This is a genomic window from Blautia sp. An46 (assembly GCF_002161645.1).
Classification (GTDB): domain Bacteria; phylum Bacillota; class Clostridia; order Lachnospirales; family Lachnospiraceae; genus Blautia; species Blautia ornithocaccae.
This window is the reverse complement of record NZ_NFIF01000014.1, coordinates 1-19,416: the sequence shown is the minus strand read 5'-3', so window position 1 is coordinate 19,416 and position 19,416 is coordinate 1. Positions and strand designations below refer to the sequence as shown.

Below are 19,416 nucleotides of genomic sequence, written 5' to 3'. Positions count from 1 at the left end.
GATACCGCCGTATCCTTAAAAAAGGGCGACTTTAATACACTACCCGCAATCCATTCTATAATAGGGAACAGCGGCTTTTGCGCAATATTAAATAAAAAAGCCGATAACACATAGGTTTTTTGACCTAATGCGTTATCGGCTCTGCGTCTATGCGTCTGGCACTTTTAATCATTTTTTTTTGAATTTATTATATGTGTTAGCTAACTGTCCACAAGCCGCGTTAATCTCTCTGCCATGAGAAACTCTCATAGTAACTTCAAGTCCTGCTTGCTCTAATTGATGTTTGAATGCAACTATTTCCCGTTTCTGTGGTGCTTTAATTCTTGAATTGCTTGTTGGGTTGTATTGTAACACGTTAATCATAACTTTTTTGCCCCGAAACCATTTTGCAAGTTGTCTTACATCTGAGGGCCGGTCATTTATACCCGGTAAAAGCAAATACGCAAAGACAATTTTGCGATTATGCCTTTCAGAATAGGATAAGGCTTGCTTAACAACATCTTCAATAGCATATATGCGCATGTGAGGAATAATACGATTTCTTGCAGATTGTGTTGCTGCGTGTAAAGATATTGTCAACTGAATTTTAAGATGTTCCTCGCGCAATTTTTTTAATTGATCGACCGGACCAACTGTTGATATGGTAATGCCGTCGGTTGGAAAGTTGAGCCCATATCTATCTCGGAGAATATGGATTGCTTTTATCAAGTTGTCATAATTGAATAAAGGCTCTCCCATACCCATAAAAACGATACGGTTTACTTTTCGACGCAACAATATAATCTGTTGTACGATTTCTGACGATGTTAGATTACGAACAAAGCCATTTCGCCCGGACTCACAAAAAATACAACCAACAGGACAACCGACTTGTGTGCTCACGCAAACAGTTCCACCATCTCGCCGCTTGATAAAAACCGTTTCAATGTATTTGTTGTCTTTCAGTTCGTAAACATACTTTTCAGTATCACTGCTTTTGCAAATATTTTTTACCAACATTGATAGATTTTTTTTGCGTGGTAATTGCTTATATAATTCTTCATATAAGGCTTTTGCTTCATTCTCGCCAATAACTTCCGACATTTCTTTGTAAGTAAATCCGTATGGATCATTCCGTACTTCCGCAGGCGTATATTTAGGTAAACGTTTCATTTTTATATCCTTTCTTCTAAATAATAAAAGTTTGTTTTTCTGTATTTTTGATTACAATCTCTAATTTTTCTACATCAATGATATGCGTCAATTTGCATTTAGGGCAGAAAAGAGGAAAATCTTTTAATACAGTATTATGAAATACTTGAACTCTCGTCTTTCCGTTACAAATCGGACATTTTATCCAATATTTTTTAAGCATTATATTTCACTCGTCCTTTTTACACAAAAAAATGCAGGTCAATCCTCAACATGAGCATTGACCTGCATTTATAATGCACAGAGCAGTACAACAAAACTAAGGCATAGCTTGCACTATGTCTATACTATATCTATACGTCGTTAGTTTTTTGTATAGCATCCGCAAAATAAGCATGACAAAAAAGCCCATGTTGAAAATGGGAAAATCCTTTTTTTCAATGCTTATCTAATACGCATGCTATGCAACATAAACGCCGCCTCCTTTTACATAAATTTTATTTTATCAGAAAATCAGTCTACTGTCAATACACAACAGGAAGTATTTAACCTAATGATATGAATTGTGTGGACATATCCAAAAAGAAAGGTGAACTGTAAAATGTAACAGGGTGAATGAAAATGGCAAAAAGACCCGTACCATTGTACGACTTTAAGGCTTTCGGGGCAGCTATAAAAGCCGCGAGAAATGAATACGGCGAGAGCCGCAAAAAGGTAAGCGACGAGTTATATATTTCCCCGCGCTACCTTGCGAATATCGAGAACAAGGGACAACAGCCGAGTTTACAGGTATTCTATGACCTTGTAACCCGGTATCATATTTCGGTAGATCAATTTTTCTTCCCGAACAGCAATGCGGAGAAATCCACCGGGCGGCGGCAGCTTGACGCGCTGCTGGACGGTATGAGCGATAAAGGCATACGGATTGTAACCGCAACAGCAAGGGAGATAACGGAAGTCGAAAAAGCAGAGGATTAACCTCACAATATGAGAAATCGGGAGATTGCAGCGCATGGCGGCTGCAATCTTTTTTTGCGTCCAAAATCAAAGGAACGCGCAACAAATACCGCCTTTCGGTGGGGGTATGGAGTAGATAGCAAGCACAGCAAACGAGTACCCGTTTGCGGAAAATGCTTGTTGGGATAATCCCAAACCCTTATACCGAAAGGCGGTGCGGAAATGGAAAACCGAAAGAGAAATATACAGATGAAGTTTTACGTTACGGAAGAAGAAAAGCGGCTGATCGACGAGAAGATGAAGCAGCTTCCCATAAAGCAGTATGGGGCATACTTCCGTAAAATGGCGATAGACGGGTATATTCTTGTCGTTGACCGAAGCGACACAAAAGCATATATCCGGGAACTGCAAGCGGTGAGCCGGAACATCAACCAAATTGCAAAACGCGCCAATGCGACGGGGACGGTTTACAGGCAGGATATAGAGGACATTAAAAAGGCGGTGGACGAGATATGGCGGTTACAAAGACGCACCCTATTAAATCAACCTTAAAGGCTGCGATAGACTATATCTTAAATCCCGAAAAGACAGACGGGAAGCTGCTTGCGTCCTCTTTCGGCTGCGGGCTGGAAACCGCCGATATTGAGTTTGCATGGACGCGGGAAGCTGCCGGAGATCGCGGCACACATTTAGGGCGGCACTTGATACAATCCTTTGCGGTGGGAGAAACCACACCGGAAGAAGCGCACAAAATCGGCATGGAACTTGCCGGGGCGGTATTAGGCGGCAAGTATGAGTTTGTTTTGACAACTCACGTCGATAAAGACCATCTGCATAATCACTTGATTTTCAACGCGGTTAGCTTCGTTGACTACAAAAAGTACCATTCCAACAAGCAAAGCTATCACTTTATCCGGCGCACCAGCGACAGGATATGTAAAGAGCATGGGCTATCCGTCGTCGTACCGGGACAGGACAAGGGAAAAAGCTATGCAGAATACACCGCCGAAAAGCAAGGGACAAGCTACAAAGCAAAGCTGAAAACGGCGATAGATACTCTCATTCCCCAAGTGAAAGATTTTGACGAACTGCTGCGCCGCTTGCAGGAAATGGGGTATGAAATCAAACAGGGCAAATACATTTCCTTTCGCGCTGCCGGACAGGAACGGTTTACCCGCACAAAGACGCTCGGCGCGGCCTATACGGAAGAAGCGATAAAGGAGCGTATCAAGGGCGTGTATGTTGCCAAAACAAAAACGCTGCGGGAAGATAAGAAAATCCGGCTTGTCGTCGATCTTGAAAACAGTATCAAAGCCCAACAGTCGGCGGGCTATGAACGGTGGGCAAAAATCCATAATCTGAAACAGGCTGCTAAAAGCATGAACTTCCTAACCGAAAACAAGATTGAGTATTATAGCGAACTTGAAAGCAAGATAGCCGATATTATGACCGCTCATGACGCGGCGGCAAAGGCGGTTAAGGAAGTGGAACAGCGTATGTCTGATTTGTCGCTGCTTATCAAGCACACCACCACATACCGACAGTTAAAACCGATTTACGATGAATACCGAAAATCGCCGGACAAGGAAAAGTATCTGCGGGGGCATGAAAGCGAAATTATCCTGTTTGAAGCTGCGGCAAGGGCATTAAAGGAAATGCAGATAAAGAAGCTGCCCGATCTCGCCGCGCTGCGCAAGGAGTATAGAAGCTTAAACGACAGGAAAACCAAATTGTATGAAGATTATCGGCAAGCCAAGAAGCAAATGCAGGAATACGGCGTTGTCAAAAAGAACGTCGATAGTATTCTTTACCCGTCCCAAAGCAGGGCGCGGGAGCAGGAGCGATAAGGCGCAAAACATGGGGTGGCAAGTGGAATGTTAAGGGCTGAAAACGCCTGTGTTTCTGCGGCTTCCAGCGCATGAAAACGACATAGACGATAAAGTATATTCAAACCCGCAAAAACGGCTTTCTAATTGTCCACGCAAGGACAAAAAAAGAACAGGGGCGCGGTGCCGGAAATCGGCAACCGCGCCCCTGTTCTCTATGGGCTATTCCTCGTCGGTCAAGATAAACTCCCTTTCGGAAAACTCGCTGTCCGTCATGGCTTGCAGCTTGTTCACCGCTGCGGCGGCAAGCTGGCGCATATCCTCGTCCATGTAGGGCATGGCGGCAAGGATATTTTCAAGCGTTGTTTCCCGGCTGTCCTCGGCGTAGATCGCAACAATGTTTTCTTCCTCAATGGTAAAGCGGGTATTCATGCTATCAAACCTCCAAATCCTTTTTATGCTCTTTCTGTTTATCTTTCGGCTGCTGCGCCGCCTGTTTCTTGTATTCGTCCAGCTTCTTCAAAATGGACGGTTTTTTCTGCGGCTGTTCCCGTTTCTCGGCTTTTACCGCTTTTGCAAGGTCGGTAACGGAAATCGCTTCCCCCGCCTTTGCCCGCTGCTCAAAATCTGCAACGGTGGGCGTTTGCGGCGTATTGTTGATAAGCCCGTCAAAATTGTTGTCGTTCTGCTCTATGGTGTCCTCGACGTGCTTTAAGGGATTATCCCGCTGCGGCTGCTCGGCGGCTATGGCATAAGCCTGTGTGCCATTCCCCATAATGAGATACTTCCCGTCCTCCGACGCATGGTGAAAACCAAATCCCGCCGCTTCGATCTGTTCACGGCTCATATCGGTAATATGAAAATTGCCCCTCGGCGTTCTGACGGTTTCACCCGTCAAAAGGCTGTCGGGGGTCGCTTCCGGCTGCTGCTTTTCAAGCTGCCCGTCCTTGTAGGAATATCCTTGCGCCGCGATTGCTTCAAGGGTCTTGCCCGTAACGTCGCCATAAATCCGCTTGTCTGCGTCAACCAGCATTTGCAAAGTGTCTTGTACGGTGTCGGACAAGGCTTGCTGCTGTTCGGGCGGCAGCTTGTCAAATACGGGGGTCTGCTGCTCCTGCAAAAACTCCGGCACTTGCTGAAAACCGATACTGTCTACATAGTGGGCGGTGTCCTCGTCGTTCTGATGAAGCACAACAATGTCGGAAACGGAAAGGCTATGCCCCTTGAAATCGGCGGGGTGGTCGATATTAAACCTTTCCCAAATGTCGCCCAGCGTCATATCCTTTGTAAGCGGTGCAGTATAGACGAGTTCATAATTTACCCGGTCAATGGTAAGTCCAGCCGCTTGCAGACGGTCATAAGGCTCAAAGCGCAAGTCCCTTGTTTCGTCCCCGCGCTTTAACTGATAAATGGAAAAGGTATCGCCCTGCTCCTGCTCGGCTTGCCGCTGCTGCTGCAACTCGGTAAAATGCCCCTCAATCTCGGTAATGAGTTCCTTTGCGGTGGTCTGTATTGTTTCAAGGGACGCTTTTAACTCGGTCATTTCCTTGCCGCTGCTCCAACCAGCCACATAGCCGAAAGAGTAATCGGAAGTATCAAGGCCGAAATGCTGGCAAACCGTATAAGCGACGCTTTCCGCTTCTACCTCGCAGGTATGGCGGTCAACGCGGTTTTGCTGCTCCGGCGGGGCGTTTAAGTCTACGTCGTGCAGCTTCGCATGGGCGATTTCGTGAATGGCGGTCTTTACCGCCTGTAATTCACTCACGCCCTCTTTGATTGCAATACGCTTGTCGGTCAAACTGAAATACCCATTTGCGCCGTTTGTGATCTGCTCAAATGCAATCGGGACGGGGGACGCTTTTTCAAGGGCGGCGAAAAAATCCTCGTACTGCTCCACATCGGCAAGCAGCGGTTTAACGGAAAGGTCGGGAAACTCCTTGCCCTCGGTCTGCGAAATATCAAAGACGGTTATAACCTTAAAGGCGGGGACGGTGATTTCCTTTTCTTCCTTTACCACTTTTCCCTCGCGGTCAAGCATGGGCTTTCTCGTTTCGGGGTCGATTTTATCAACCAGCTTTTTCACCTTGTAGGGCGCGGGGGCAAAGATTTTAATGCCTTTCTCGCCTTTCTTTACATGGCGGTCAAACTCTTTCTGCCATTGTGAATAGCCCTTTACCAAATTGCCGCCCTGCATGGCAATTAGGATAGTGTTATTCAAGCTGTAATCGTGAAACTTCGACATGGCAGTAAGAAACTCTTTGTAGCGGTCGCTGTCAAAAATCGCCTGTACGCCCTGTTCCAAACGCGCGGTGATCTCCTTTACCTTTTCGGCGGGCTTTTCGGAAGTAAGGATAATGGGGACGACGGGGCGGGGCTGCTGCGGCTCTGCGGCCTGTGCGTCTGCTTGCTGCGTTTCGGCTGCGTCCATATAGGCTTTGTCCTGTTCGCCGCGCTCCGGCTGCGGGTAACTCATAATGCGGTATTCTTCCGGCACTTCGCGCCCCTCAAACTGCCGTTCCCACTCGTCGCCGCTTTCCACGATATAGCCGTACTCGGTAAACGCGCCTTTTTCCTGCGCGGCAGCGTTCCTGCCAAAAGTAGAAAGGTCAATGCCGCCTTTCCATTCTTCGGGCATTTGTACCATGCCGGATTGATTTAAGTAATAGTCGCCCAAATCGTGGTAGTTATGTACTTCGGGGATATGGACGTAGAAATCCACGTTGTAGGTGAAGTCAATTACCTGTCCAATATTTGCAAGCCCGTTTTTCTGCTGCAAGGCTGCGTTCAGCTTGCCAACCTCGGCGGGGTCAAGCTGTTCGAGCCGCGCCGCAAGAAAATTGAGTTCGTCCACGTCGGCGGCGCATACCATTTCATAAGGCAAGGCAATATGTTTCTCCGGGTCGTCGGAATAGCCGCGAATGGAAAAATCCTGCGGGTTGTCGGCAGTAATGCCGACGTTCCGCATAGCTTCGTGCAACTGCTCCTTTGTGGCGGGCATATCCAGCCAATAGCCGCCGGGGTCGCCCGCGTCAAAGCGGCTGCGGTTGCCTATCATAATAGAAAACTGTTCGCTCATGTGTTCACGCTCCTTTTCCTGCCCGGTATTTTCGGGGATAGCTGCCGCCTGTTGCTGCTGCGGGGGTTCTTCGCCCTCTATGGTGTAGTCCGGCATGAGCATACCGTTTACTTTGAAATAGTCGGCGTACTCCTGCGGGATAGGCGGGGAGATTTCCGTAAACAGACGGTCATACGCTTTGATACGCCCATTCAGATACTTTTCCATAGCTGCCTTGTCGGTGAAAACCTTTCTATCTTGTCCGGCAATCTTCGCTTGGGTTCTGCTTGGGCTGTTGGTGCGCACGCTCCATGTAAGCGTCCATGAATACGGGATAGATTTCTGCGCTTCTTTGTCGTAGCGGGTATTCTCGTAAATGTAGTAATTCATCTGATATACCCGGTTGCTGCGAATATGGCGGTTATGCTCGGTGGTCTGCCACTCGTTAGCGGTGTGCTGGACGTGCGGCGTTCTCACATATTCAAGTGTTTTATCCAGCAAAAGCGTTCTTCCCGCCTGTTCTTCCCATGCGGCGGCGCGTTCTTTAAGGTCGTCAAAAATCGCCTGTTCTGCCGCCGCGCTTTCGCTGCGCATGGAAAGTAGCTGCGCAATCGGCAAGGAAGCATAAGGGGCAATCTCCCTGTCCTTTGCTTCAAAATATATCCGGCGTTCTATCCGCATGGTTTCGGCGGTTTCCAATTTGTCATGGTCGTATGAGGAATACGGCATATTCTTTCATCACGTCCTTTCTCGGTCATATAAGGGTTTGGGACTATCCCAACAAGCAAAATGCCCGCGCTCTCTATGGGAAGCGCGGGCATTTCTCGCAAACGGGTACTCGTTTGCTGTGCTTGCTATGTAGTTGTTTTTATCCGTAAACGCCTGTTTCTCTCGCTTTGGGCTTTCTGTCTGCGGCGTATCTTTGCCGCGCAATCGGGGCAGTATTTCGCCCGGTTGCTGCCCGCCGCAAACGTGCTGCCGCATACCGCGCAACGCTTCAAATCGGTTTCCCCGCTGCGGGTGATCTGTTCGCAAAGCTGCCTGTCGGCGGGTAATACCGCTTCGCGGAAATAGCGGCATAGCAGCGAATAGCTGATACTCTGCACACAAACGCAAGTTTCCCCGTCGTCCAGCAGCAGACAATTCCCGCAATCGTTGTTTGCACAAGCGGCGCGGGTCATTTTCTTTACGGCGCGGTATTGCTTTTCATCAAGCCTTATCATTTTCGGTTCTGCTCGACGCGGAAGTTTACATACTTGCCGCCTGTGTCGGCAAGCAGCACAACTCCGTCAAAGGTCTTTCCCGTCTTGGTCGAGTACATACCTTTGATTTTTACCTTTCCGTCTTTCAAAAGGGCGGCGGCAATCGCCTTTGTGAAAGCCTTTTTGCGCTGCTCAAAAAAGCGGTCATTCTTCCACATCACAAAGCTGCAAGCCCTGTCGGAGCAGTAAAAGTTTTTCTTGCCCTCGTAAACCGCCGCGCCGCAACGGGGGCAAGTGCCGATTGCTTCCCGCTGCGGGGTAAACAGCTTCGCTTTATCCTCGGAAATCGCGGAATAGGTCTTGACAAGCCCCGCTGTCATTTCCTCAATCCCGCGCATGAAGTCGGCGGGGCTGTCGCTGCCCTTTGCAATCCCGGTAAGGCGCGTTTCCCATTCTGCCGTAAGCTGCGGGGACGTAAGGCTGTCGGGCAGAATAGCGACAAGGTTATACCCGTCCTTTGTGGGGATTAGCTTTTTGCCCTTGCGCTCGGCAAAGCCCGCGCTAATGAGTTTTTCAATGATACCCGCCCGCGTCGCGGTGGTGCCTAACCCTTTGCGCTCCGCGTCCTCCGGCGTGTCCTCCTTTCCCGCACTCTCCATAGCCGAAAGTAACGTATCTTCGGTAAATGCCTTTGGGGGCTGCGTGTAACGTTCGGAGATCTCCGCTGCCGGATTGTCAAAGGTCTGCCCCTCGGCAAGCGGGGGTAAAACCGCTTCCGGCTCTGCGTCCTCGTCCTGTTCCCCGGACGCGGCGCGGGATAGTCTTTCAATCTCGCGCCAACCCTCGCAAAGCGTCGTCCTGCCCTTTGCGGTAAAGGTATAGCCGCCGCAAGTGAAAACCGCCGTAACCGCTTCATACTCATAGGGCGCGGCAACGGCGCAAAGCAGTTTTGCGCACACAAGGGTCATTAGCTTTTTCTCACTTTCGGCAAGGGAAGAAAAGCCCGTTTTCACAAACTCCGCTGTCGGCAAAATGGCGTGATGGTCGGTTACTTTGCTGTTGTCGCAAATCCTCGCAAGGTCGGCTTGCAGCTTCACGCCCTGCATAAAGGGGAGAGCAGCGCAAAGGCCGGTGATAAGTTCCTTTGTGCTGCCCTCCATATCGGAAGTGATATATTTGCTGTCGGTGCGGGGATAGGTCAAAAGCCGTTTTTCATAAAGGGCTTGCGCATAGTCAAGGGTCTGTTTCGCCGTAAACCCATACAAACGGTTTGCTTCCCGCTGCAAGGCGGTGAGGTCAAACAGTTTCGGCGGGGCTGCGGTCTTTTTCTCTTTTTTAAGGGAAGTACAAACGGCCTGCGATTTCTCGCAAGCCGCTTTCATCTGCCGCGCCGCCGCTTCGTCGTCCTGCCTTTCGGAAAGGGCGGCAACGCCGCCAACGTCCAGCCGGACGACATGATATTTCTCTTTCTTAAAGCTGCTGATTGCATAGTCGCGGTTTACCAGCATAGCAAGGGTGGGCGTTTGCACTCTGCCGACATTCAATGTTTTATGGTAGAGGATAGAGAAAAGGCGGGTCGCGTTAATGCCAATGAGCCAATCGGCCTTTGCTCTGCAAAGCGCGGATTGATAGAGGTTGTCATAGCCGCGCCCGTCTTTGAGATTTGAAAAGCCCTCGCGGATTGCACTTGCTTCCATGCTGCTAATCCAAAGGCGGGAAAAGGGCTTTTTGCAATTCGCCTGTTCATAGACAAAGCGGAAAATGAGTTCCCCCTCGCGCCCGCTGTCGCAAGCATTGATAATCTCGGTAACGTCGCTGCGGTGCATAAGGTCTTTGAGAATGGAAAACTGCTGCTCCTTGCCGCTGGCAACAATAAACTGCCACTCCTGCGGGACAATGGGAAGATCGTCGTACTTCCATTTACGGAATTGTTCATTGTAGGTCGCCGCGTCTGCAAGGCTAATCAAATGCCCGATACACCACGACACAAGGTAGCCGCCGCCCTCAAAATATCCGCTGCGCTTTTCATTCGCGCCCATAACGGCGGCAATCGCCGCCCCGACGCTCGGTTTTTCTGCAATTACAAGTTTCATAGATTATCGTCCTCCTGCTCGGTCTGTTCGGTTTCGACTACTTCCGTTTCCTCGTCGTCCTCGTCAAAATCAAGGTCGTCAAGGCTGCTGCTGCCTTTCGCCGCGTCCTTTTTGGGCTTCAAAATCTTAAAGTAGTAGAACGCGCCGCCGCCCGCTGCGGCAACAAGCAGCACGACAAGCAGAATACCCATGCCGCCGCCTTTTTCTTCTTCCGGCGGCTGCTCGGTTTCTTCCGGCTCCGGCTCGGCTTCCACACCCGCGCACTCGCTCATGTTGACGCTGCAAACCGGGCAAGCGGTGTTGACGCTTCCGGCAACGCATTTATCGGTGCAGCTACAAACGGGGGCTTCGGTCTGCCCGTCCTCCATAAGGGCGGTTAAATCCGCTTCGTCCACTTGGTTAAGGAAATGGACGGTATTTTCCCCGTCCTCGGCGCGGTCAATGATGATGTAAAAATAGTTGCCACTTTTGGTAACGACGGTGATAAACTGCTTGTCGCCGGACGCTTCACCCGTTATATCGTCCACAAGGGACATATTCCCGTCCGGGGTAAGGGGCTGCGGCTCATAGCCGCCCGTCGTTTCTTCCGGCTCGGTTTCCGGCGCGGGGGTTTCCTCGGTTACGGGGGTAGGCGTGTCGTCGCTTTCATCGCCACCGCCCGCATAAGCGGTAACAGAAAAGCCGCACATGATAACCAGTGCGGCAAGCAATACGGTAAACTTTCGGATTATCTTTTTATTCTTCATTGTCGTTGTCCTCCTGTTCGGCGGGGTAAGTGGCTTCCGGCTGCGGCAAGGTGATTTCGCCGCTGGCGTAAGCGGAGAGGAACGCGGCAAGCTGCGTCCCGTCAAGGTGTACCGCCTTTACCATTTGCACGATCTGCGCGTTTTCTTCCTCGACTTTCTGCGCTTCAAGGTCTTTCAGCTTCTTTTGCTGTTCAAGGATTTTTGCCCTCGTTTTCTCAATATCCCTTTCGATACGGTCAAGTTTCGTGTTCGCCATAGTCATTTACTCCTTTCCAAACTGTTCTTTCCATGAATAGCTGCGCCCCAATCCCTTAACGGTTTTAAGATAGGGCATAGCGTTTTCTTCCAAAGTCGCCGCCCGGTTAAATAGATCGGGATAGTGTTCTTTGAGATATAAAATCTCTTGTTTCTTCATGCTCGGACAAAAGAAACAGGACGATTTACCCGGCTGCGGCAATCCTGCCGCTTTGATTTCCCGGATACAATCGTCCCTGTTCCAGCCCCATTCTTCAATGAGGGGGTAGCGGTTATGATATTTTTTGTCGGCTTCGTTGTACTTGCGGGAATGTTCATACCGTTTCACTTCTCCCGCGTCATAGCCGATATAGCGGTTGACTTTCTCGCCGCGCTGCCATACTTCGCGGCAAGGCGCATAGTGGTTGCAAAACTTTTCCTGCGGTGCGATTTTGTGTTTCTGCGAACAACGCTTATGCCCGTAGGCAATCGACGGGAGCGTATGAGAGCGCAAGCACTCGGTTTCAAGAGATAGGCGGTTGCCGTAGCGGTCAACATACTGCACAACGGTAATCTGCGGCATACCGTGTTCCGCAAGCCATTGATTGATTATCTCGATAAATTGATAGGTATGCGGGTGTTCCGCGCCCGTATCGGCAAAGGTGATAAGGTCAATCGGGATTTTGTGCTTGTATAGGCCAATAAGTAAGGCGGCACTATTCGTGCCGCCGCCAAAAGATACAATATTCATTTTTCAACTCCTTTTAATTGTAATTTAACCGCCCGTAGGCGTAAAAGTGGGATTGCCAATAGCTGGTGTCCAGCTTTGAATACTGGATAGGGTCGCCACAATGCAGCATGACGGGGCTTCCGTCCCCGTCCTCGCCCACATAAATCCCCACATGGGAAACGCCGGGGGTGTCGTATGTACCCGTAAAGAACACCAAATCCCCCGGCTGCGGGTTAGAAACAGGGGTTGAGATGTTGTAAAGCCCTTGCGCCCCAAGTCTGCCCGTATTGTATAGGCCGCTGTTCGTCAACACATAACTCACAAAGCCGCTGCAATCAAAAGAGGTTTCCGGGGTGCTGCCGCCCCACACATAGGGAAAACCGACGTATTTATCTGCTTCCTCCATGAGCCGCGCAAACTTTTCATCGGAACCCAGCAGCGCGGCGGGTACTTCATAATCGGCGGGCGGGTTTTCATAGTATTTAGACACATAGCCGGATTGCGGGAAAAGGTCGGGTCTGTTTCCCAGCGACGACATATACATAGCGTACATGGATAGCTGTTCTTCGCCCATGATGTAAACGGGGACATGGGAGAGGTTGAAGTTTTCCAAATCCACATGAAGAATGTAATAGTTATAGGGGACTTCAACCGTATAGGGGTTGCCCTCGCTGTCCGTCCTTGTTTCGGTGCGGTAGCGTACCTGTACTTCTTCCTCGACCGTCAAGATATACTGTTTCTCAAAGAGCATTTCAAGGGTGCTTTGCACTTCATCGAGTGTAAACACGCCCTCATGCCACGCGGAAAGGATAGAAATTAGCACATAGGGGTCATGCTCGATCTCGTCCGCGTTTACCCGGTATTCGTCATAGCCGGGGTATTCGCTTTCGATATTGTCCAGCATATCTTGTAACTCGGCTTCCATAGCGGCATACGCGCTTTCCGCGCCCGTTATATCCGCGTCCTCGGAGAGATAGGACGACGCAATCAAGCCGCTGCCGCTGTTGCCGCCAAAGAGGGAGCAAGAGGACAGCCCGCCGAAAAGCAGCAGCACGATAAAGGCAATCCCGCCCACAATCAAGCAGCCTTTCCAATGCCGGACAACAAAGAACGTCGCCCGTTTGGTTTCCTGCGCGGTTTTCTTCGCCGCCTTTGCGGTGGCTTCAGCGGTTTTTTTCGCTTTGCCGCCCGCTTTCAGCGTTTTTGCATACTGCTTTTTAATGCGCTGCTTCTGCCAAAAACGGGAAATGGGGTTGGAGTGCGCAAGCGCGGGGTTATCGTGCAACGCCTTTTGATAGAGAAAATCTGCGTTTGCCTTTACCGCTTGTTTTTCCGCTGCCGCCGCTGCCCGGTAGGGTTTCAGCTTATGGCGGCGTATGCCGCCCTTAACTGCCCGCGCCGCCATGCCGCCCGCTTTCTCTCCGGCAAGTTCTACCCGGTGCCCGCTTTCCACACCGACGTTTTCTTTCTCTACCTCGTAGATTTTCCCATGTACGGTACTGTTTAACTCCTGTGCCGGACGGGATAAGGGGTTATGCCGCAACTTGCCGTTTGGGGGCTTATCCGTCTTTTCAAAGGAAAGGCGCGTCTTTGCCTTGCCTTTCGCTTCGTCAAAAACGCGCTCTTTCTTGATTTTGGTCTGCTTGGGGATAGCCGCCCGCGCTGCGTCTAAACAGTCTGCCGCCTTATCCGATTTCTTGATCGCTTTTTGAAGTTCCGGCGTTGCCCGTTCCGCTTCGGAAAACTGCAAGCGGGAAGAATGGGTTTTAGGCTGCGTCGCGTCAAGGGCTTTTTTCTCCGCGCCTTTTGCTGCGTGTCGCTCAATCTCTGCGCCGATATGCTGCACAACCTTTTCCGCTGCCACCCCTGCGGGGGCTGAATAGTTTTCTTCCTGCGGCCTTTCGCTGATACTGGACGTTTCGCCCGTCGTGAGGTTTTCCGCAACCGCACCGTCGCGGGTCATTTTTTGCGTTACCTTGTCGGGGGCTTTCAGTTCCTTGCTCAATCTTCATCACCTCCAATCCGCTGTTTTGCAAGTTCGCAATAGTCGGGGTTTAACTCAATGCCGATATAGCGGCGGTTAAGCCGTTTTGCTACCATGCCCGTCGTGCCGCTGCCGAAAAAGGGGTCAAGGACAATCCCGCCGATGGGACAGCCCGCCAAAATGCACGTTTCCGCAAGTTTCGGCGGGAACGCTGCGAAATGCCCGCCATGATAGCCGACATTGTTAATCTGCCAAACGTTGCGGCGGCTGCGGACGGGAGAAATCAACTCGTCGGCGTATGCGCCCTTTTCGCGGGGGCGGTTGATTTTCTGCGGTTGGTTTTGCCCCGGAACAGTAACGTTATACTTATTTCCTTTGCTAACTCCGCTTTTCAGCCGCCCCGCCGTTGTGGGGGCTATCGGCTCGGCTACTGCTTGCCAATCGTAATAATACTTCTTTGACTTGGTAAGCAGAAACACATATTCATAGCAGCGGGTCGGCCTGTCCCGCGTGCTTTCCGGCATGGGGTTTGTTTTGTGCCAAATGATAGAACTGCGCAAATACCAACCGTCGCCCCGCAAGGCGAGGGCTACAAGCCACGGAATACCAATTAAATCTTTGGGCTTGCAGCCGGGGGCGCGGTGGTTAAACGCCACTTGCTGCCCGTTCCTGCCTTTGGGGTATTTGGGGTCTTGGTGGTCGGCTTTGCTGCCTGTGCCGCAATAAGTGTCCGCGATATTCAGCCAACAAGTACCCTCCGGCGTAAGCACCCGCTTTACCTCATGGAATACCGCCGTAATACGGGAAACATATTCCTCCGGCGTTGCTTCCCGTCCGATCTGCCCGTCTGCGCCGTAGTCCCGCAAGGCATAGTAGGGTGGGGACGTTACGCAACAATCAACTGCATTTTCCGGCAAGGTTTGAAGCACCTGCAAGCTGTCGCCGCAATAGATTTTGTCCATTTCTATCCTCATGCCGACACCTCGCCGGGTTTGGTCGTCATTACACGATAGAGTTCCGTATCTTGCGGGAAACGGTCAATAAAGGGCAAAATCACGTTGCCATAGAAGATAAGCCCCTCGCCCGCGTCGGAATGGGTTACATAGGTCATTTGCTGCTGCGAAATGTTAAGCTGCTTTGCAAGGATTTCCCTGTCGCCCTGGGCTTGGTTGAGCATATACACAAAATCGCTGTTTTCAAAAATGTTCTCCACCTCGCGGGACGATAACAAATCTTTCACGTTTTGGGTGATACCTGTCGGAATACCGCCCCATTTTCTAAAACGCTTCCAAATCTCAACGCTGTACGCTGCGGTCTGTTCCTCTTTGAGCAGCAAATGAAACTCGTCGATATAGTACCGCGTCGCCTTGCCTTCGCTGCGGTTTATGGTAACTCTGTTCCAAACTTGATCTTGGACAATGAGCATACCGAGTTTTCGTAGCTGGGTGCCGAGTTCTTTAATATCAAAGCAGACAAGGCGGTTGTGAATGTCAACGTTTGTTTGGTGGTTAAACACGTTCAAACTGCCATTTACATAGAGTTCCAATGCCGACGCGATACGCTGCGCTTCCTTTTCCGGCTGCTTCTTGATTTCATTGTAGAGGTCGCCCAAAATCGGCATATTCTCCGGCTTCGGGTCTGCAAGGTAGCTGCGGTACACGCTGATAACGGCGCGGTCAATCAAAGTCTTTTCAACCGCTTCCAGCCCGTTTTTGCCGCCCATAATCAACTCGCAAAAGGAAAGGATAAAATCGCTCTTTAAGGCTATGGGCGTGTCGCCCTCGCTGTAATTGAGGTTTATATCCATCGGGTTAATGTACTGCGTGCTGTTCTGCGAAACCTTGATAACCTGCCCTTTCAGCCGTTCCACAAGGGGGTAATATTCCGCTTCCGGGTCGCAAATGATAATATCGTCTGCGGTAATGAGAAAAGCGTTGGTGATCTCGCGCTTTGCCGAAAAACTCTTGCCGCTGCCGGGTGTGCCGAGTATCAAGCCGTTAGGGTTCTTCAGCCTTTTCCTGTCGCACAAAATCATGTTATTCGATAATGCGTTTAAGCCGTAATACAACGCTTCGCCGCTTTGGAACAGCTCTTGTACCGTAAAGGGGACGAAAATGGCGGTGCTGGAAGTCGTCAAGCCCCGCTGGATTTGGATTAGGTTTTCGCCCAATGGGATAGAGGACATAAGCCCCTGTTCCTGCCGGTAGTCAAGGCGGGTGAGCATACAGTTGTATTTCTGTGCGATACTTGCGGCCTGAAATACGTCGTTGTCCAATTTCTGCTTTGTGTCTGCCACATTCAAAACTAACAGCGTAAGCAAAAACATTCGCTCGTTCCGGCTCTGCAAATCCCGCAAAAGGTTTTTCGCTTCGCCGCCGTAGGTGGCAAGGTCGGACGGAATTATATCCATATCGTAGCCGCTGCGGATTGCCTTTTTCTGTTCCTCGATTTTCATACGGTCAAGGTCGGTGATTTTCCGCTTGATCGTCTTGATCGCTTCGTTGTGGTCGATACTCTGAATGTGCAGATTGACGACAATCCCGTTTTCCGCTTCCATGAAGTCGGCAAGCATACGGTCTGAAAGTTCCGGCGCGGCAATCTGCAAAAAGGAAACCGCGCCAAACTTCCCGCCCATTTGAAACATTCGCCCGTCGCCAAAACGGAAAGAGGACGGGGCAATAAAGTCTTTGACGGAAAGGCCGCTTACGGGTAGCCATTCCCACGCAAAGTTGAAGCGTTCCCCGTCCGGGTGGAAAAGCCCATGCAGCACTTCAAGCCGCTGCTTCCCGTCCAATACCCGCGCCGCCGCGCCGATCACCTTAAAATGGTTGAGGGTGTCCGTTTCGATACGGGCAAGCCGCGCCCGCGCCGATTTAATATCTTTTGCTTCAATGGTAAAGGTGAGAAACTTTGTCTTGATAAGCCCGTTGTTGCCGCGTTCAAGCTGTGTTTGCAGCATTTCGGTGTATTCGGCTCTGATACTGTCAAAGTCGTCATTCTGTGGGGCAATCGTGATACTGCTCTTGAAATCCTCCTTGTTCGCATGGCGGCTGATTAAGGAAAGCTGCACACTGATAGAAGCGTCAAAAGAGTTATACATATCGCAAAGGGCTTCAAAAATGGCGGTCTTGTCGTCCGGCTGCGCAAGCTGATAGTTAATATCTTCAAACTCAATGCACTTGGAATACCGCCCGTTTGCAAGGCGGCAAATCCCGTCCTTATACATTCGTTCAAACGGTATGCTGTCCTGCGCCGTATGGGGCTTCCCGTCGCCCTTTGACTGCCGGATAAGCGCGTCGATCTGTTTCTTTTCCTGCCGCGTAAGTTTACGCTTTTTGTTTTGGGTCTTTCCCTTTTCCTTTGACAATCGCCCGTACCTCCTTATCTAATCGCTCCTGCCGCGCAAGGGCGGTATAAAAATTGTTGGTCTGATAAGGTCGCTCTTTGGGGCGAAGAAACTTCACTTCCACAAATTGCCGTATAATCACTTCCAGCGGTTGCCCGTTCTTCTCGTACATAGCGAGTAGGAACATGGGCAGCATGGCAAGCACCATGCACAAAGCCGCCGTTGTCGTTCCCGCGCTGTCCTTTGTCAAAAAGAATAGCGGTAGCCCGATAGCCACCGCCGCGCCGAAACAGAGTAATTGTCTTTTGGTAAGGTTGAACATTACCTTGCTCTTGATTTTGGTTAAATCCTTTGGGACGGTTACATACGCCATTTCAAACCTCCTTTCCGGCAAACCGTATGTCGCTTTTGATTTCATTTCCCCATACGTCCCAACCAGGGGTATGCTGCCTTGCAAACAGTTCAATACGCGGTAGGTCGCCCATAAGGGCAAGTATCTTTTCCCGCGTTATATCCGGCTTTTTGCTGTGCTGCTCAACAGGGGAAATAATAAATTGATGTACCTTGTTTGATTGTCGCTTCGGGTGTCCTTTGGTAGCAAGCAAGCAGATTTCCGCATTTCCTCGCGTCCAAAAGCCCAAGCCATAAAACCAAGTGGGCGATTTCCGATTTTGCTTTAACCATACAAAGGCAACGGATTTATAGGTAAATCCCCAAGCCTTGATTAACTGCAACGCTTCTTTAAGCTGCGGGAACGTCGCCCATAGGAATAAAATACAGTCCTTATCCGCAATTTCTTTGACGGGTAAAGCGCAAAGTTCCTCAATACTCATAGTGGGATAGTGCTTTTCCGCTGCGCCCTGTACCTTGCTTCTCGCGTATCTCCAAGGGGGATCGGCGTAAATGATTTTGTATTTCTTCATCTGCACCCCCTTAATGCGCGCTGAATACGGATTTTGCAAGGCTTCCCGTTTTGAAAAGCGTAAAACACAAGAGGACGGTATAGCCCATGCAAGACCAGATCGCGCCGGATATGTCATCGGTTGCTGCGATTGTCTGTATCAAAACCGCATAAATACCGACGCACACAAGAATTAGAAAAGCCTGAAAACCGAGGGCAAGCAAGGATTTTAAGTAGTTCTGTCCCATGCCGCCCCATTCACGATTTACCATTGTCGCAACGGGGATAGGGGCGATACTCGTTACAAGGTATATTTCAATCATGCGCCCGTACACCACCAGCATGATACAGATAGACAACGCTTTCATGGTAAGCCCCACAAAGAGTGATTGAAACCATAGCCCCAAAAGCCCGCCGACGCTCATAGCGTCCAGCTTTGCTTCTATATCGGTGATAACGGTTGCAATATCTATGCTTGTGTCGGATATGATAACGCCCGCGCTGTCGTTGACGACGCTCTGTGTAATGTCAAATACGCCCATGACGATGTTCCAAGTATTTGTTACCAGCAGCACCGCAACAAAGGTTTTGAAAATCCACTTGAAGAAAATCCAAGTGTCGAGATCGTGCAGATTGTTTTTCTCAATTACAAGCTGGATTAGTTCGTAGCACATGACAAAGGTAATGATAACGCCCGCAATCGGCACAATGACGTTTTCCGATAGGCTGCGTATCATATTGAATATGCCCGCGTTCCACCCGGCGGGGGTTGTGCCGACTTGCGTTGCGATTTCTCCAACCTCTGTATTTACGCTGTCGAACAGCCCGGAGAGATTAGAGAGTATTCCGTCTGTCAAAATGCCGCGAAACCAATCTTCAATCATCTGCCATATCAAAAGCTAATCCCTCCTTTCCCGCGCCCTCCCGCGTGAAGCGGGAGAGCGCGGCGGGTAGTGTTAGTTTGTGGCATTATCCAAACAGGCCGGAGAGCAGCGGGACAAGGGTAAGGCCGATAAGGGCAACGCCGCCGCCCGCCATCAACTGTTTCATGCCCTGCGACTTTACTGATGTGCGATAAAGAAGTAATAGAAATGTAAAAAATTTTGCCGTTCCTATCCGGCACTTGGCCATTGTGTCGGATAGGTCGGGCGTTAGGCTTCGGGCAAGTCAATCTTGCCGACAAAGCTGTAATAAATCTCAATGTCCTGCCT

At 50.1% G+C, this 19,416-nt stretch carries 19 protein-coding genes; 3 read left to right on the top strand and 16 right to left on the bottom strand.

Annotated features, from left to right (window positions below; all coding sequences use genetic code 11):
* Positions 1 to 168: 168 nt before the first annotated feature.
* Positions 169 to 1,152 (bottom strand): 23S rRNA (adenine(2503)-C(2))-methyltransferase RlmN, encoded by a 984-nt coding sequence (rlmN, locus tag B5G00_RS12045; protein ID WP_002584956.1) that lies wholly within the window; start codon positions 1,150 to 1,152, stop codon positions 169 to 171.
* Positions 1,153 to 1,168: 16 nt separating this feature from the next.
* Positions 1,169 to 1,354 carry a cysteine-rich KTR domain-containing protein gene (locus tag B5G00_RS12040; RefSeq protein WP_003431289.1) on the bottom strand — a complete coding sequence of 62 codons (186 nt, stop codon included), beginning with the start codon at positions 1,352 to 1,354 and terminating at the stop codon, positions 1,169 to 1,171.
* A gap of 398 nt (positions 1,355 to 1,752) precedes the next feature.
* Here B5G00_RS12040 and B5G00_RS12035 point away from each other — a divergent pair, with 398 nt between their 5' ends.
* The 3 genes from B5G00_RS12035 to B5G00_RS12025 all read left to right on the top strand — a co-directional run bounded on the left by B5G00_RS12035 (position 1,753) and on the right by B5G00_RS12025 (position 3,935).
* Positions 1,753 to 2,109, top strand: coding sequence for a helix-turn-helix transcriptional regulator (locus B5G00_RS12035; protein WP_002584957.1), 357 nt, complete (start codon positions 1,753 to 1,755; stop codon positions 2,107 to 2,109).
* 201 nt (positions 2,110 to 2,310) lie between these two features.
* A complete protein-coding gene (locus tag B5G00_RS12030) occupies positions 2,311 to 2,640 on the top strand; it encodes a plasmid mobilization protein (protein ID WP_002584958.1) in 330 nt (109 codons plus the stop codon).
* Positions 2,601 to 3,935 carry a relaxase/mobilization nuclease domain-containing protein gene (locus B5G00_RS12025; protein WP_002584959.1) on the top strand — a complete coding sequence of 445 codons (1,335 nt, stop codon included), beginning with the start codon at positions 2,601 to 2,603 and terminating at the stop codon, positions 3,933 to 3,935. Before B5G00_RS12030 ends, B5G00_RS12025 begins: the two co-directional genes overlap by 40 nt.
* Positions 3,936 to 4,136: 201 nt before the next feature.
* On the opposite strand, the gene B5G00_RS12020 is transcribed toward B5G00_RS12025, so the two are convergent.
* From B5G00_RS12020 to B5G00_RS19825, 14 genes are all read right to left on the bottom strand, one after another.
* On the bottom strand, positions 4,137 to 4,346 hold the full coding sequence (locus B5G00_RS12020; protein ID WP_002584960.1) for a transposon-transfer assisting family protein: 210 nt from the start codon (positions 4,344 to 4,346) through the stop codon (positions 4,137 to 4,139).
* A gap of 4 nt (positions 4,347 to 4,350) precedes the next feature.
* Positions 4,351 to 7,698, bottom strand: a complete 3,348-nt coding sequence (locus B5G00_RS12015; RefSeq protein WP_058118381.1) for a YodL domain-containing protein — start codon at positions 7,696 to 7,698, stop codon at positions 4,351 to 4,353.
* A 125-nt stretch (positions 7,699 to 7,823) separates the two neighbouring features.
* Positions 7,824 to 8,192, bottom strand: coding sequence for a cysteine-rich VLP domain-containing protein (locus B5G00_RS12010; protein ID WP_002584962.1), 369 nt, complete (start codon positions 8,190 to 8,192; stop codon positions 7,824 to 7,826).
* Complete coding sequence (locus B5G00_RS12005; RefSeq protein ID WP_002584963.1) at positions 8,189 to 10,264, bottom strand: type IA DNA topoisomerase; 2,076 nt, start codon at positions 10,262 to 10,264, stop codon at positions 8,189 to 8,191. The genes B5G00_RS12010 and B5G00_RS12005 overlap by 4 nt, the downstream gene beginning before the upstream one ends.
* Positions 10,261 to 11,010, bottom strand: a complete 750-nt coding sequence (locus B5G00_RS12000; protein WP_002584964.1) for a DUF4366 domain-containing protein — start codon at positions 11,008 to 11,010, stop codon at positions 10,261 to 10,263. Before B5G00_RS12000 ends, B5G00_RS12005 begins: the two co-directional genes overlap by 4 nt.
* Positions 11,000 to 11,266: a DUF4315 family protein gene (locus B5G00_RS11995; protein WP_002584965.1), complete on the bottom strand. Its 267-nt coding sequence runs from the start codon at positions 11,264 to 11,266 to the stop codon at positions 11,000 to 11,002. The genes B5G00_RS12000 and B5G00_RS11995 overlap by 11 nt, the downstream gene beginning before the upstream one ends.
* A gap of 6 nt (positions 11,267 to 11,272) precedes the next feature.
* Positions 11,273 to 11,995 carry a phosphoadenosine phosphosulfate reductase domain-containing protein gene (locus B5G00_RS11990; protein ID WP_002604475.1) on the bottom strand — a complete coding sequence of 241 codons (723 nt, stop codon included), beginning with the start codon at positions 11,993 to 11,995 and terminating at the stop codon, positions 11,273 to 11,275.
* A 13-nt stretch (positions 11,996 to 12,008) separates the two neighbouring features.
* Positions 12,009 to 13,979 carry a C40 family peptidase gene (locus B5G00_RS11985; protein WP_002604476.1) on the bottom strand — a complete coding sequence of 657 codons (1,971 nt, stop codon included), beginning with the start codon at positions 13,977 to 13,979 and terminating at the stop codon, positions 12,009 to 12,011.
* Positions 13,976 to 14,932: a DNA-methyltransferase gene (locus B5G00_RS11980; protein ID WP_002604477.1), complete on the bottom strand. Its 957-nt coding sequence runs from the start codon at positions 14,930 to 14,932 to the stop codon at positions 13,976 to 13,978. The genes B5G00_RS11985 and B5G00_RS11980 overlap by 4 nt, the downstream gene beginning before the upstream one ends.
* Positions 14,929 to 17,325, bottom strand: coding sequence for a VirB4-like conjugal transfer ATPase, CD1110 family (locus B5G00_RS11975; RefSeq protein WP_002604478.1), 2,397 nt, complete (start codon positions 17,323 to 17,325; stop codon positions 14,929 to 14,931). Before B5G00_RS11975 ends, B5G00_RS11980 begins: the two co-directional genes overlap by 4 nt.
* Positions 17,285 to 17,677: a PrgI family protein gene (locus B5G00_RS11970; RefSeq protein WP_002604479.1), complete on the bottom strand. Its 393-nt coding sequence runs from the start codon at positions 17,675 to 17,677 to the stop codon at positions 17,285 to 17,287. The genes B5G00_RS11975 and B5G00_RS11970 overlap by 41 nt, the downstream gene beginning before the upstream one ends.
* Position 17,678: 1 nt before the next feature.
* Positions 17,679 to 18,227: an MT-A70 family methyltransferase gene (locus tag B5G00_RS11965; RefSeq protein WP_002604480.1), complete on the bottom strand. Its 549-nt coding sequence runs from the start codon at positions 18,225 to 18,227 to the stop codon at positions 17,679 to 17,681.
* 10 nt (positions 18,228 to 18,237) lie between these two features.
* A complete protein-coding gene (locus B5G00_RS11960) occupies positions 18,238 to 19,089 on the bottom strand; it encodes a VirB6/TrbL-like conjugal transfer protein, CD1112 family (protein ID WP_003502113.1) in 852 nt (283 codons plus the stop codon).
* Positions 19,090 to 19,174: 85 nt separating this feature from the next.
* On the bottom strand, positions 19,175 to 19,336 hold the full coding sequence (locus B5G00_RS19825) for a Maff2 family mobile element protein (protein WP_087273017.1): 162 nt from the start codon (positions 19,334 to 19,336) through the stop codon (positions 19,175 to 19,177).
* Between the last annotated feature and the right edge of the window lie 80 nt (positions 19,337 to 19,416).